Annotated in this window: 10 protein-coding genes; 3 read left to right on the plus strand and 7 right to left on the minus strand. The window is 69.3% G+C overall.

All coding sequences use genetic code 11. The features are described from left to right. Window positions 1-71 precede the first annotated feature (71 nt). The 4 genes from malQ to U9977_RS07070 form a co-directional block, all read right to left on the minus strand. The gene (gene malQ, locus U9977_RS07055; RefSeq protein WP_322748374.1) at window positions 72-2,375 is read right to left on the minus strand and encodes a 4-alpha-glucanotransferase; all 2,304 of its coding nucleotides are present in this window, start codon (window positions 2,373-2,375) and stop codon (window positions 72-74) included. After that, entirely contained in the window at window positions 2,365-3,951 is a 1,587-nt protein-coding gene (locus U9977_RS07060) for a HAMP domain-containing sensor histidine kinase (protein ID WP_322748375.1), read from the minus strand. The genes malQ and U9977_RS07060 overlap by 11 nt, the downstream gene beginning before the upstream one ends. 102 nt (window positions 3,952-4,053) lie before the next feature. Further along, window positions 4,054-4,797: a response regulator transcription factor gene (locus U9977_RS07065; RefSeq protein ID WP_322748385.1), complete on the minus strand. Its 744-nt coding sequence runs from the start codon at window positions 4,795-4,797 to the stop codon at window positions 4,054-4,056. A gap of 137 nt (window positions 4,798-4,934) precedes the next feature. Beyond that, window positions 4,935-6,320: a mechanosensitive ion channel family protein gene (locus U9977_RS07070; protein WP_416210499.1), complete on the minus strand. Its 1,386-nt coding sequence runs from the start codon at window positions 6,318-6,320 to the stop codon at window positions 4,935-4,937. A 371-nt stretch (window positions 6,321-6,691) separates the two neighbouring features. Between U9977_RS07070 and U9977_RS07075 the strand changes: the two genes are divergently transcribed. Beyond that, a complete protein-coding gene (locus U9977_RS07075; protein ID WP_322748376.1) occupies window positions 6,692-7,207 on the plus strand; it encodes an HNH endonuclease in 516 nt (171 codons plus the stop codon). A 67-nt stretch (window positions 7,208-7,274) separates the two neighbouring features. Here the strand turns inward: U9977_RS07075 and U9977_RS07080 are convergent, their stop codons facing one another. Continuing rightward, on the minus strand, window positions 7,275-8,690 hold the full coding sequence (locus U9977_RS07080; RefSeq protein WP_322748377.1) for a SpoIIE family protein phosphatase: 1,416 nt from the start codon (window positions 8,688-8,690) through the stop codon (window positions 7,275-7,277). A gap of 76 nt (window positions 8,691-8,766) precedes the next feature. Between U9977_RS07080 and U9977_RS07085 the strand changes: the two genes are divergently transcribed. Together U9977_RS07085 and U9977_RS07090 are read left to right on the plus strand one after the other, a co-directional pair. Then, entirely contained in the window at window positions 8,767-10,416 is a 1,650-nt protein-coding gene (locus tag U9977_RS07085) for an alpha-amylase family glycosyl hydrolase (RefSeq protein WP_322748378.1), read from the plus strand. A 56-nt stretch (window positions 10,417-10,472) separates the two neighbouring features. Then, window positions 10,473-10,886, plus strand: coding sequence for a globin (locus tag U9977_RS07090; protein WP_322748387.1), 414 nt, complete (start codon window positions 10,473-10,475; stop codon window positions 10,884-10,886). A gap of 68 nt (window positions 10,887-10,954) precedes the next feature. Here U9977_RS07090 and U9977_RS07095 read toward each other — a convergent pair whose 3' ends face one another. Then, entirely contained in the window at window positions 10,955-11,278 is a 324-nt protein-coding gene (locus U9977_RS07095; protein ID WP_322748379.1) for a YciI family protein, read from the minus strand. Between the two features lie 22 nt (window positions 11,279-11,300). Continuing rightward, on the minus strand, window positions 11,301-12,983 hold the full coding sequence (gene ettA / locus U9977_RS07100; RefSeq protein WP_322748380.1) for an energy-dependent translational throttle protein EttA: 1,683 nt from the start codon (window positions 12,981-12,983) through the stop codon (window positions 11,301-11,303). Window positions 12,984-13,349 lie beyond the last annotated feature (366 nt).

Raw genomic sequence — 13,349 nt, forward strand, 5'->3', positions numbered from 1 at the left:
AGGCCCCTACCGCCTCGGAAGGCGGGCCCGTGCCCCCCCTTTCACCCGCCGTCGAGTCACCCGCCGTCGAGTCACCCGCCGTCGACCTGATCGCGGACGCAGGCGAGCAGCCGCGCAAGCCGCTGTACCTGTGGGTCCACCCGTAGCCGCTCGACGGTCACGGGCCGGCCGTCGGCGTCGGTGACCGCAAGCCGCCAGTTCGGGTAGGAGTCCACGGTGCCGGGTAGGTTCGGCTGGCGCAGGTCACCGACGGCATCGCCGGGTGCCGCGAGCACGATTCGTGACGGTGATCGGGCCAGGAGACCGTGCAGGGCAAAAGCCACTTCGCGGGTCGCGGCAAGACCCAGAGCAGGCATGGGGCTCTCGGAGGCATCGGAACTACCCGAGCCACCCGAGCCACCGGCCGCACCGGATCCGGATGCCGGGGGGGCAGCCTGGTCGAGCGTGGCGAGGTCGACGGCGAGCAGCCCTTCACGGCGCAGCAGCGCGATCAGCGCGTCCCGTTCCCGCTGCCAGGCGACGAGTTCAGCCTCCACCGACTGCCGCAGGAGGCCGCGGCGGGCACGCACCCGGACATGCTCGCCGGTCAGGTAGCCGGCAACGGTAGGAAGATCATGTGTGGTGACACTCGCCATCGCCGGTTCCCGCCACCTGCGCGGCACAACCGGATCGCCGTGCGCGTCACGTTCGAACCATGCGACGGTCGACCCGAGCACTCCGGCCCGGGCCAGTGTCGCCGCCACCGACGGTTGGACCGTGCCCAGGTCCTCACCGACGACGAGCGCGCCGGCCCGGGTCGCCTCGAGGGCGAGGAGCCCCAGCATGGCATCGGCGTCGTAGCGGACGTACGTACCGGCCGAGGCCGGGTTGCCGGCCGGGATCCACCACAGCCGGAAGAGTCCCAGGATGTGGTCGACCCGCAGGCCACCACCCCGGCGGAGCACGGCGGCAACCATCTGCCGGAACGGCGCGTAGCCGGCCTCGGCCAACCGGTCGGGCCGCCACGGCGGCAGCGCCCAGTCCTGACCCTGTTGGCTGAAACCATCGGGCGGTGCGCCGATGGACGCGCCGGTCGCGAAGACGTCCTGGCAGGCCCAGGCATCCGCGCCACCGGGATCAACGCCGACCGCAAGATCATGAACGATACCGACAGTCATACCGCTATCACGGGCGGCCGCCTGTGCGGCCATGAGCTGGGCATCGCAGCATCGTTGCAACCAGCGGTGGAACGCGATCCGGGTACGCAGTTCAACCCGCGCGGCAGCTACCGCGGGCCCATGGGGATCATGTAGCTCCGCGGGCCACCGCCGCCAGTCCCGACCGTGGCGTTCGGCAAGTGCGCACCAGGTGGCGAAGTCGGTGAGGCCCTCCTCGCCGGCCCGATCGTCGCCGGCCCGATCGTCGCCCGCCGGTGCGGCCGGCTCGACCGTGGCGGTGAACAGGAGCTCCAACGCGGCGCTCTTGGCCCGCCACACCCCGTCCCGGTCAAGCAGGTCGGGATCGCCCCCCGCGCGGGCCGCGGCGGCGAGCTGATCGATCCGCGCCCGGGTGGCGGCGTCCACCTGCGCGTATTCAGGGAGGTCCTCAGGACGCAGATACAGCGCCGAGGCGAACCGCCGACTGGCCGGGTAGTACGGGGACGGCTCGACCGGAACCGTCGGCGCGACCGCGTGCACCGGGTTGACCAGCAGGACGTCAGCGCGCCGACCGTCGGCCGACCCGGACCACGCGGCGATCGCGGCAAGGTCGGCGTAGTCGCCCATCCCCCAGGACGCCGCCGACTGCAACGCGTACAGCTGGATCATCCATCCCCAGGTACGGGCACAGGTCACACCCGCTGGAGCGGGCAGCGTGTCCGGCACGACGACGACCTTTGCCGTGATCGAGGCCACACCGGCTGTGACCCGCAACTCATGATCACCAAGCGGCAGGCCGGCGGGCAGGTTCAGCGGGATACCGAGCAGGTCCAGACCGTCGACCGTGCGACGTTCGACGGTCTCGCCCCAGTCCGTCAGCTGGCGGCTCCCACCACCTTCGAACGCGAGCTCGGCGGTGCGGACGGGGCCGGGCGGCACCCGCAGGACCACCGGCGTGACCGCGGACCTCCGCACCACGACGCAGGCCGGCAGCGCACGTCGCCACGGCGCGTCACGCGCCTGCGCAAGAGCCGCAACCGGATGTGCGACGTCGACATCGAGCAGGCCGAGCACGGTCCGCACGACGTCCGCCGCGACGGGCACGTCCCGGCCGTCCGCGTCGACGTAACGGGTGGCGACGCCATGCGCGTCCGCCAGTGCGGCCAGGATTTCACCAGGGCCGGCGGCCGGACCGCCAACCTCGAGGCCGGATTCACGACCGGCGTTGTCAGAGAGCACGACCGGATCCTCTCGCCCGCCAGGATCGGCGGTAGGCAGGCCGGGTGGACGACGATGCCGGTGACGATGCCGGTGACGAGGTCTCCTCCCACCGGTGGGGGATGCGATCAGGCTCCTGCTCCAGGGTCGCGCCCGGCCAGACATCCGGCGGCACACCTGAGGAGGACGGCGACGGCACGTCCCGGGGAACCGGGAGCGACAGGCGCAACAGTGCCCCACCGCCCGGGGCCGCCTCAGCGCGTACCTGGCCGCCGTGCACGGCCGCGGCATCGGCCACGATGGCCAGGCCGAGCCCGGATCCGGGTAGCCCACGCGCGGACGTCGCCCGATAAAACCGGTCGAAGACCCGGGAGCGGTCCGCCGGCGCGATCCCCGGGCCCTCGTCGGTGACGACAACCTCGCCGGGACCGACCAGCACGTGCACCTCGCCCTGGTCCGGGGAGAACTTCACCGCGTTGTCCAGCAGGTTGGTCACCGCCCGTTCCAACATATGCGGACGTCCGTCCACCGGCGACGCAACGGCGCTCACCACGATCTGGACGTCCTTGACCTTGGCGCGCCTACGCACCCGGTCGGCCGCATCATGGACGATCTCGGTCAGGTCGACGCGCTCGACATCCTCGGTGGGCGCCTCGTCGCGGGCAAGTTCGACGAGTTCGCTGACCAGGCCGCTCAGTTCGCGGATCTGGGCGTCCACGTCGCGCAGCAGCGCGTCCCGATCGTCCGCGGGCAACGCGCGATCCGGGTTGGCCTCGGCCCGCAGCAACAGTTCGATATTGGTCCGCAGGCTGGTGAGTGGGGTGCGAAGCTCGTGGCTGGCATCGTCGACAAGCTCACGCTGCCGCGCACGGGAGGCCTCCAGCGCCCGCAGCATGCTGTTGAGGCTGTTGGCCATCCGAGCAATTTCGTCGCTACCCGTCACGGGGATCAACGCGGACAGGTCCTGCGTGCGGGCGACCTCCTCGGCGGCGGCGGCGGCGGCGTCCACCGGTTTGAGAGATGCCCGCGCGATCAGCAGGCCGAGCAGCACCGACCCGGCTACCCCCGCCACCCCCACGCCGAGCAGGATCAGGCCGAGGGCACGCAGGGTCTGGTCGACGTCGGACATGTCCCGCGCCAGCTGCAGCGCAGCCGGACCGACGCCGGGAAAGTCCATGGGGACGGTCGCCATTCGATACCGGCCGCCATCAATCGTGACAGTGCGCAGTTGATGACTGACCAGCAGCCGGGCCACCGCGACGTCGGTGGCGTCCGCCGGCAGTCTGGCCGCCTGGACGGACAGCGGAATCGCGATGCCGTCGGCGGATACAGCCTGCGCGAGCAGGCCGAAGCTGTTGAACCGGAACCGCTGCTCACCCGGCCATCCGTCCCGTATGAACGAGTGAGTCGCCGCGTCGGCCTGTTCGATCAGTTGCTGGTCGATGGACCGGCCGAGCACGATGCTGGTCGCGCCGAGTGCCACGCCCGCCACGACGGCCACCGCCGCGGTCACCGCGAGGCCGATGAGCAGCGCCATCCGGTTACGCAGCGACAGATGAGCGAGTGACAAACGGTGATGGCGAGGCCGCGCGCTCATCCGGGGGCTCTCATAACGGGACCTGCACCCGCCCGTGCTCCGATATGTGGTCCGACCCGTACACATCGCCTTCGACGATCACATAGGCCACGGTCGGGCTGGTCACGATGCCGCGTCCCGCAGGACATAACCCACCCCGCGAACCGTGTGCAGCACGCGCGACTCGCCGCCGGCCTCCAGTTTGCGGCGCAGGTAACTGACGAACACTTCGAGCGAGTTCGACGACGGTCCGAAGTCGTACCCCCAGACCCTCTCCATGATCGTGGAACGGGACAGGACCTGACGCTGGTGGACGAGAAACAGCTCCAGCAGATCGAACTCGGTCTTGGTGAGCGTCAGTTCCCGCTCCGCACGGGTCACCTGCCGGCTGCCCGGATCGAGACGGACGTCCGCGAAGAGCAGCGCCGGGGGCACGCCGAAGGATGCCGTCGACGGATCCGCTCCCGCCGCGGCCGCGCCAGCCGAGGCCGCGGCCCGGGCGGACAGCGATGCCCGGCGGGTCAGCGCGCGCAGCCGGGCGAACAGTTCCTCGAGTGCGAACGGTTTGACCAGATAGTCATCAGCCCCCACGTCCAGGCCGCTGACCCGGTCAGCCAGTCCATCACGGGCAGTGAGCATCAGTACCGGCAGGTCATCGCCACGGCCACGGAGCCGGCGACACGTTTCCAGGCCGTCCACCCGGGGCATCATCACGTCCAGCACGACGATGTCCGGGCGGTCACGAGTAACTGCGTCCAGCGCCTCGGCACCGTCGCGGGCCGAGCTGACCTCGTAGCCTTCGAACCGCAGCGACCGCTCTAGAGACTCCCGGACCGCCGGCTCATCATCAACCACCAGTACGCGCACACCCCACAGTCTGCCCTCCGAGTCAGGCTCCACGAGCCCTCCGGACGGCATCTCAGCATCGCCTACCGAGATCCTTATGCACCGTTCAGTTAGCGGGCTCGTGGGCTAGCGGGCTCGTGGGCTAGCGGGCTCGTGGGCTAGTGGGTTACCGACGCCGGGCCGGTGGATCGACCCACCGGCGACCGAGCGGGTCCGTCGAGCTCGGGGAGCGGGCCACTGTCGATCACAGTGGTGGAACCCTGGCCGGCGGGATCCTCCTCGTCATCGCGATCCCGCAGTGTCGCGTCATCATCACCATTGTCGATCATGACAACCTCGCTGCGCTGGACGCTGCCGAGCTCGATCCCCTCGACGTCCAGCGCCGCCCGGACGCGCTCGCGCAGTGCCCGTGCGACATCCCACTGCTTGAGCGGCTGGGTCTTGGCGACCACCCGCAACGCGTAGCCGTCCGCGGTCATCGATTCCATCCCCCATACTTCGGGTTCGGCGATGATCAGGGAGGCGAACGCCGGCTCCGCCCAGAGCTTGTCCGCGGTCGTCTTGAGAATCCGCTTGGCCCTGGCCACGTCGGTGTCGTAGTCCAGCGGGACGTCGAGCACCATGCGTGCCCATTGCTGACCCTTGTTCCCCACCCGCGCGATCTCGCCGTTGCGGACATACCAGACCGTACCCTCGATGTCCCGCAGTCGCGTGACTCGTAGGCTGACCGCCTCGACGCTCCCGCTGACCGGTCCGACATCGATGACGTCGCCCACACCGTACTGGTCCTCAAGGAGCATGAAGACGCCGGACAGGAAGTCCCGGACGAGATTCTGCGCGCCGAAGCCGACGGCCACGCCGACCACTCCGGCGCTGGCGACGATGGGCGCGAGGTTGATGGCCAGTTCGCCGAGAACGGTCACGAACGCGATCCCGAACACCATCACCGAGGTGATACTGCGCAACAGGGACCCGACCGTCTCGGCGCGCTGGCGGCGTCGTTCCAGCAGGACGGTCGGATCACCGAAGGCGCCGAGAAGGATCGCGCGCCCGGACCGGAACAGCCCGCTGGGCCCACCGTTGGCGGCCCGCCGGGTGGTCCGGATGATGAAGCGGTGCAGCATCGTCCGGACGAGAAAGGCGATCATCAAGATCAGTAAAATTTTCAGCGGTGTCCCGAGAAAGACATTGGCACCGCCGGCGAGGTACTCACTGTGGGTCAGATCGAAAACCGTCCGGCACAGGACGCCGGGCTTTTGGCCACATGCGTTCTGGACCGCACCAATGATCTGGTCGAGACTGGGAGTGATCGGGAGGTCGGTCGGGCTCGGGGTCGGGGTCGGCACGGCGGCTGCGGGCGAGCTCGACGCCTCGACCACCTGGCTCAGTAACGACCCGAACGGCTGGGCAAACACGGACACGGAGTCGGCCACGGCCGGATTCAGCTCCTCACAGGCAATCGATCTTCTTAGAGCGACCGGCAATAGGGACGCGGCGTCGCGGGGCCGGGGCACGCACCTCGCCACGTTGTCGTCGGTCGCCACCCAACACCAGGGTGACTCCCTCCTCCGCCTCGCGATCTACGCACCCCAACCACGCTCCTTGATCCACGCCCCTATTGCCGGGCGCTCGTAACCGTCGGATGGTGCGACGCTCGCGGGCACCACGCGGTGCCCAGTCTTACCGATGGGCCGCAGCCGCGGAGCGATGGGTTGATGCCAGGGAATGACGTATAGTCAACGAACAGGCGCGTAAAGTGGCTCGGACGTGAGCAAAGTTGCACAGTGTGTCAACGATTACCCGACGACAATCGCAAACCCGCTCGCATTCGAGCTCTGAAGGCGGTTGACTGTCTCAGTGTCACCGGTGGCGAGCTTGTGACGGCCGCCACCCGGTAGGGCGAGGAGGTCGGCGCGTGACAGAAGCGCTGGTTCTCAATGCCACGTATGAACCGTTATGCGTGGTCTCACAGAGGCGTGCGCTGGTGCTCGTGCTCACCGAGAAGGCAGTCATGGTCGAGGCCGGAGATCGGGTTCTCCACTCGGCGACATATGCGGTCGAGGTACCCGTGGTGGTGCGGTTGGCCCGATTCGTCCGGGTGCCGTACCGATCCCAGGTGCCACTCACCCGCAAGGGAGTGCTGGCGCGCGACCATCACCGCTGCGTCTACTGCGGTGCGCCGGCGACGTCGCTGGATCACGTCATCCCCCGCTCCCGCGGGGGCGCGCATGTATGGGAGAACGTGGTGGCGGCCTGCGGCCGCTGCAATCATCTGAAAGCAGACCGGGCTGTAGCCGATCTTGGCTGGCGGCTTCGCACGGCTCCCAGAGCGCCGAGCGGAGCCGCTTGGCGCATTCTGGGCAGCCGGCGGATGGACCCGCGTTGGTCGCGCTATCTCAGCTCGGACGGTGACGAAGCCGCATCCGCCTGACCCCGGAGGCGTCGCCCGCCCGCCTGGGGTCCGCCTGCCCACGATCCATCGGCGCCGGCCGGAAGGGTCAGGTGGTCATCACCAACAGGGCGGTGTCGTCGTCGGTCTGCACGGCCAGCCCGGATGCGGTCAGGCAGCGCCGCAGCAGCACCCGGGCCGAGACAGGCTGCGACACCGCCGGCGCCGGACCCGCCGGACCCGCCGGCGCCACGTCGTCCGTCGCGCTGGCGAGACCGCGACGCAGCCGGTCCATGCCGTCCTGGAGCGGGTGCCGTCGGGACTCGACCAGGCCGTCGGTGTAAAGAACGATTCCGGAGCCTGGTGGGAGCTCCAGCGAAGTCTCCGAGAACACGTCGATATCACCGACTCCCAGTGGCAGGCCCGGATCGAGCACCAGGTAGTCCGGCTCCTCGTCGGGCATGACCAGCAACGGCGGCAGATGACCGGCGTTCGACACGGTCGCCCGGCGGGTCCTGGGGTCGTAGACGACATACATGCAGGTAGCCAGGTGCAGCCCGGGAAGGGCGTCGACAACCCGGTCGAGCCGGGACAGCAGCTCGGCCGGCGCCCAGTCCTCCAGGGCATACGCCCGCAGCGCCGCCCGAAGCTGGCCCATCACCGCGGCCGCCTGCAGACCTCGTCCCATGACGTCACCGATCGCGATCCCCACCCGACCATCCGATAGCGGGATCACATCGTAGAGGTCGCCGCCGACCTCGGTCCCGGCCGTGCCGGGACGGTATTCCACCGCGATCTCCACCCCACGCAGGGCCGGCGGGTCCGCCGGCAACAGCGAACGCTGCAGGGTGAGCGCGCACTCCTGCTCGGCGCTGTAGCGCTGGGCGTTGTCAAGGGCGGCTGCCCCCCGGCGAGCCAGGTGCTCGGCGAGGCTGATCTCGACGGGTGTGTACGTGCCCGACTCGCGGATGAGCATGACCGCACCGAGTACCCGACCGCGGCCCGGCATCGGCACGGTGATCGACGGTCCCTTCAGGAGCTGGTGGTACAGGCTGTCGGCCCCAGCCCGGATCGACAGCCGCGCCGCAAGGTCGTCGGTCAGGTAGGGGGTGTACCAGGTCTGTCCGGTACGCAGCACCAGGCCGGGCGCGTAGTCGTTGTCCAGGCTGGGCTGCTCGGTGGCGACGGCGCCGCGCAGGACCTCCGCGACCCGGCCGTTGCGGTGCACGATCGCGCCGATGCCTATCTCGTCGCCGTCGCGGAGAAAGACCATGGCCCCGTCACCGAGCCGTGGTACCGCCAGCGATGCGATCATGTCGACGATCCGCTGCGGGACGAGGGAACCGGACAGCGCCAGACCCGCGTCGGACAGGAATCCGAGCTGCTCGAGCGCCGTCCGTTGCGCGACACGCTTGCGGGGACGAAGGACGTGCCCGCGACGTCGGCGCCGCCCATCCAGGACACGACGGATCCGAGCCAACGAGTCACACACGCTTTGCGAAATCGAACGATAACGTATAGTCACCAACTCCACGCGACGAAGTCTAGTTCGGTTAGCGGATATCACGCCTGACGACAGGGATCGGGACTTGGATGGAACCATGCACCTTTGGTGGCTCGACGCCGTCCTGTACGAGGTCTACATCCGCAGCTTCGCTGACTCCGGCGGCGACGGGATCGGGGATCTCGCAGGCATCGCCACCCGCCTGCCCTATCTGCGCGATCTGGGCGTGGACGGAATCTGGATCACACCATTCTACCGGTCACCCATGGCCGATCACGGCTATGACGTGGCCGACCACCGCGACGTCGACCCGTTGTTCGGTGATCTGGCCACCTTCGACGCGCTCCTGACCGACGCACACCGTCATGGCCTGAAGGTGCTCGTCGACCTCGTCCCGAACCACTCCAGCAACGCCCACCCGGCCTTTCGCGCGGCGCTCGCCGCCGGCGCAGGTGCCCCCGAGCGTGACCTCTACATCTTTCGGGACGGACGCGGCGAGAATGCGGCGCAGCCACCGAACAACTGGGTGTCGGTGTTCGGCGGACCTGCCTGGACCCAGGTGGCTGACGGCCAGTGGTACCTGCACCTGTTCGCACCGCAACAGCCCGACTGGAACTGGCGGCACCCCCAGGTGCGTGCCGACCATGACACCACCGTCCGTTTCTGGCTCGACCACGGCGTCGACGGCTTCCGCATCGACGTCACCCACGGCCTGGTCAAGAACGACCTGCTGCCGGACAACCCACCAGCGCCGGGCGAGACGATCACCTTCTTCCGGGAGCGGGCCGAGCCCCACGCCTGGGACCAGGACGGCGTCCACGAGATCTACCAGCGCTGGCGGGCGATCGTCGAGGACTACGACCGCCGCGACGGTAAGGCGCGGGCGCTGGTCGGGGAGACCTGGGTGGCCGACCCGCGACGGCTGGCCCGCTACGTCCGGCCCGACGAGCTGCACCTGACGTTCGCGTTCTCGCTGCTGGCCGCCCCGTGGTCGGCCACGGCCTGGCGTAGTGCGATCACCGAGGATCTGGCCGCGACCGCGGAGGTGGGCGCCCCCGCGACCTGGGTGCTGTCCAACCATGACGTGATCCGGCCAGCCAGCCGCTACGGCGACGGCGACGGCGACGGCGACGGCGACGGCGACGGCGCGATCGGCCTGCGCCGAGCCCGGGCGGCGCTGCTCACCCTGCTCGCCCTGCCCGGGCCGGTGTTCCTCTACCAGGGCGACGAGCTCGGCCTGCCCGAGGTGGACGTGCCGCCCGAAGCCCGCCAGGATCCCGTCTGGGAGCGGTCCGGCCGGAGTCGGCCCGGCCGGGACGGCGCCCGGGTGCCACTGCCGTGGTCGGAACACGCCCAGCCGTTCGGGTTCAGCGCCGCCGGCGTGACGCCCTGGCTGCCGCAGCCCGATGCCTGGGCCGACCTGACCGCCCAAGCGCAGGCGTCCGACCCGATGTCGACGCTGGTGCTGACCCGTGGCGCGCTGGCGCTGCGCCGCGCGCTTGCCTGCCTCGGAGGCGGCACGTTGCGCTGGCGGGACGACCTGGCACCCGGATGCCTCGCGTTCGACCGCCCAGAGGTCCCAGGCGCACCAGACCAGGCCGGTCTGACCTGCGTGATGTCGACCGCCGAGCGGGACACGACATGTGCGCTGCCCGGCCGCCTCATCCTGGCCAGCGGCCCGGTCGGCTATGACGGGGTCACGCTGACCCTTCCCCCGGACACCACCGCATGGCTCGCGCCGCGATGACCCGAACAGGTGCCGTTCCCCGGATCACCCCGACGGTCCGCGATCCGTCGCGCAGAATGGTCGGTGTGACTCAGCGACCGGCGATGGCCCGCCCGACCGATACCTTCTACGACGCGGTCGGCGGCGAGGAGACGTTTCACCGGCTGGTGGCCCACTTCTACGCAGGGGTCGCCGAAGACCCGTTGCTGCGGCCGCTCTACCCGGAGGAAGACCTCTCCGCCGCCCAGGAGCGGCTGCAGATGTTCCTCGTCCAGTACTGGGGCGGGCCCTCAACCTACAGCGAGCAGCGCGGTCACCCCCGACTGCGGCTGCGTCACGCACCGTTCGCGATCGGCCCGGCCCAGCGGGACGCCTGGCTCATCCGCATGCGTGCCGCCGTCGACGAGCTGAACCTGCCCCCCGAGCATGCGCAGCCGCTGTGGGACTACCTGACGATGGCGGCCAACTCACTGGTCAACCACCCCGAATGAGCCGGCGGCCCGGCCCGCTCTGTGGACGGGCCGCTCGCCCGCTCACAGGGCCGTTGCGGCCGTGCCGTTCAGCCGGGCCGGTGCGGGGGGCGAAATCCCGAGAGGAACGGGATGATCTCGATCACCAGATAGCCCGCCCGCACCAGTGGATCCGCCTCGGCAATGGCACGGGCCTCATCCAGCGACCCGGTCTGGAACAGCAGCACCGCCTGCAGCTGCGTGTCAGGTTCGTCCGACCCGCCATACAGCACGAGCGACCCCGCAGCCCGCAGCGACTCCAGATACTTCAGGTGCTCGGCATGCCGCCGGTCGTACCCGCCATCCGCACCGGACGCCGGATGCGGGCGTCCCTGCCTGAGAACGACCAGCTCATAACGGTTCAGCGCAGCCATGACGCTCCCCCACGGTCGAGTCCTATTCGCGGGTGAGCTTGCGGTAGGTCACCCGGTGCGGACGCGCTGCCTCGACGCCAAGGCGTTCGATCTTGTTGGCCTCGTAGTCCGCGAAGTTCCCCTCGAACCAGAACCAGCGCGCCGGGTCGGCCTCCGTACCCTCCCAGGCGAGGGTGTGGGTGGTGACACGGTCCAGGAACCACCGGTCGTGGGAGATCACAACCGCGCATCCCGGGAACTCTCCCAGCGCATCCTCCAGCGACCGCAGCGTCTCAACGTCAAGGTCGTTGGTGGGTTCGTCCAGCAGCAGGAGGTTGCCACCCCGCTTGAGGGTCAGCGCGAGGTTCAGCCGGTTCCGCTCACCGCCGGACAGGACTCCGACCGGCTTCTGCTGATCCGGCCCCTTGAAGCCGAACGCCGACACGTACGCCCGGCTCGGCAGATCGACTTTTCCTACGATGATGTGGTCGAGCCCGTCGGAGACGATCTCCCACACGTTCTTCTTCGGGTCGAGGCCCGCGCGGCTCTGGTCGACATAGGCGATGTCAACCGTCTCACCGATGGCCAGCTCGCCGGCGTCAGGTGCCGCCGCACCGGTCAGCATGGTGAACAAGGTGGTTTTCCCGACACCGTTCGGGCCGATCACGCCGACGATGCCGCCGCGTGGCAGGGAGAACGACAGGTCGTCGATGAGGACCCGGTCGCCGAAACCCTTACGGAGTTTCTTCGCCTCGATCACGACGCTACCCAGCCGCGGACCCGGTGGGATCTGGATCTCCTCGAAGTCGCGGGGACGCGCCTTGTCCGCCTCCGCGGCCAGCTCCTCATAGCGGGCGAGGCGGGCCTTGCTCTTGGCCTGGCGGGCCTTCGGGTTCGAACGCACCCACTCCAGCTCCTGCGCGAGGACGCGCTTGCGCTTTGCGTCCTTGCCACCTTCGACCTTGAGGCGGGCGGCCTTCGTCTCCAGGTACGTCGTGTAGTTGCCCTCGTAGGGGTAGGCGTGACCCCGGTCGAGCTCGAGGATCCAGCCGGCGACGTTGTCGAGGAAGTAGCGGTCGTGGGTGACCGCGAGTACCGCTCCGCCGTAGCGCGCCAGGTGCTGCTCCAGCCAGGCGACGCTCTCCGCGTCCAGGTGGTTGGTGGGCTCGTCCAGCAGCAGCAGGTCAGGAGCCTCCAGGAGGAGCTTGCACAGAGCGACGCGCCGGCGCTCCCCACCGGAGAGCCTGGTCACCTCGGCATCACCCGGCGGCAGCCGCAACGCGTCCATCGCCTGATCGAGTTGGCTGTCGAGCTCCCAGGCGTTCACCGTCTCGATCTTGTCGATAAGTGCCGCCTGCTCGGCCAGGAGCACGTCGAAGTCCGCGTCGGGCGCGGCCATCTTCTCGTTGATCTCCTCGTACCGCGCGAGGACCCCACGGATCTCCCGGACCCCGTCCTCCACGTTGCCGCGAACGTCCTTGTCCTCGTCCAGCCGGGGTTCCTGCGCGAGCATGCCGACGGTGAAACCGGGGCTCAACGTCGCGTCTCCGTTGCTGGGCTGGTCAAGACCGGCCATGATCTTCAGCAGCGACGACTTGCCCGAGCCGTTGGGACCGACGACACCGATCTTCGCGCCAGGCAGGAACGACAGGGTGACATCGTCGAGGACGACCTTTTCACCGTGGGCTTTGCGCACCTTGCGCATCTGGAAGACGTACTGCGCCATGCGGTCAACCTTATGAGTCGGGCAGCCTGATACGTCAGGCGGCGATACGGGTCAGGCGATACGGGTCAGGCGATACGGGTCAGGCGATACGGGTCAGGCTGGGATGCGGGTCAGGCTGCGATTGGGAACTCCTCGGGACGCTGATCGGCATGCACCCGGGAGCGACACACCAGGGTACGAGCCGACTCCCCGACCATGTCCCGTGAGTCTCTTTCCCGCGAATGCTCTGGGGACTACAGCCTCCGGGCGCGCGATCTGACGATCATTGCACGCCTTGTGGCCCGCTGGACATCAGGGGTCAACCAACGCTCAGCCGGATGGCTGGCGCGAGCCCCGACCCCACCGCCCCAACCTGGCCGTCCGGGG

It is taken from the genome of Protofrankia sp. Cas8, from assembly GCF_963555845.1.
Taxonomy (GTDB): domain Bacteria; phylum Actinomycetota; class Actinomycetes; order Frankiales; family Frankiaceae; genus Protofrankia.

Bases quoted from the DNA above. Each gene is read 5' to 3' on its own strand.
- U9977_RS07060 (WP_322748375.1), bottom strand. From the start codon at position 3,951: ATGAGCGCGCGGCCTCGCCATCACCGTTTGTCACTCGCTCATCTGTCG.
- ettA (WP_322748380.1), bottom strand. From the start codon at position 12,983: ATGGCGCAGTACGTCTTCCAGATGCGCAAGGTGCGCAAAGCCCACGGT.
- U9977_RS07095 (WP_322748379.1), bottom strand. From the start codon at position 11,278: ATGGCTGCGCTGAACCGTTATGAGCTGGTCGTTCTCAGGCAGGGACGC.
- U9977_RS07085 (WP_322748378.1), top strand. From the start codon at position 8,767: ATGCACCTTTGGTGGCTCGACGCCGTCCTGTACGAGGTCTACATCCGC.
- U9977_RS07090 (WP_322748387.1), top strand. From the start codon at position 10,473: ATGGTCGGTGTGACTCAGCGACCGGCGATGGCCCGCCCGACCGATACC.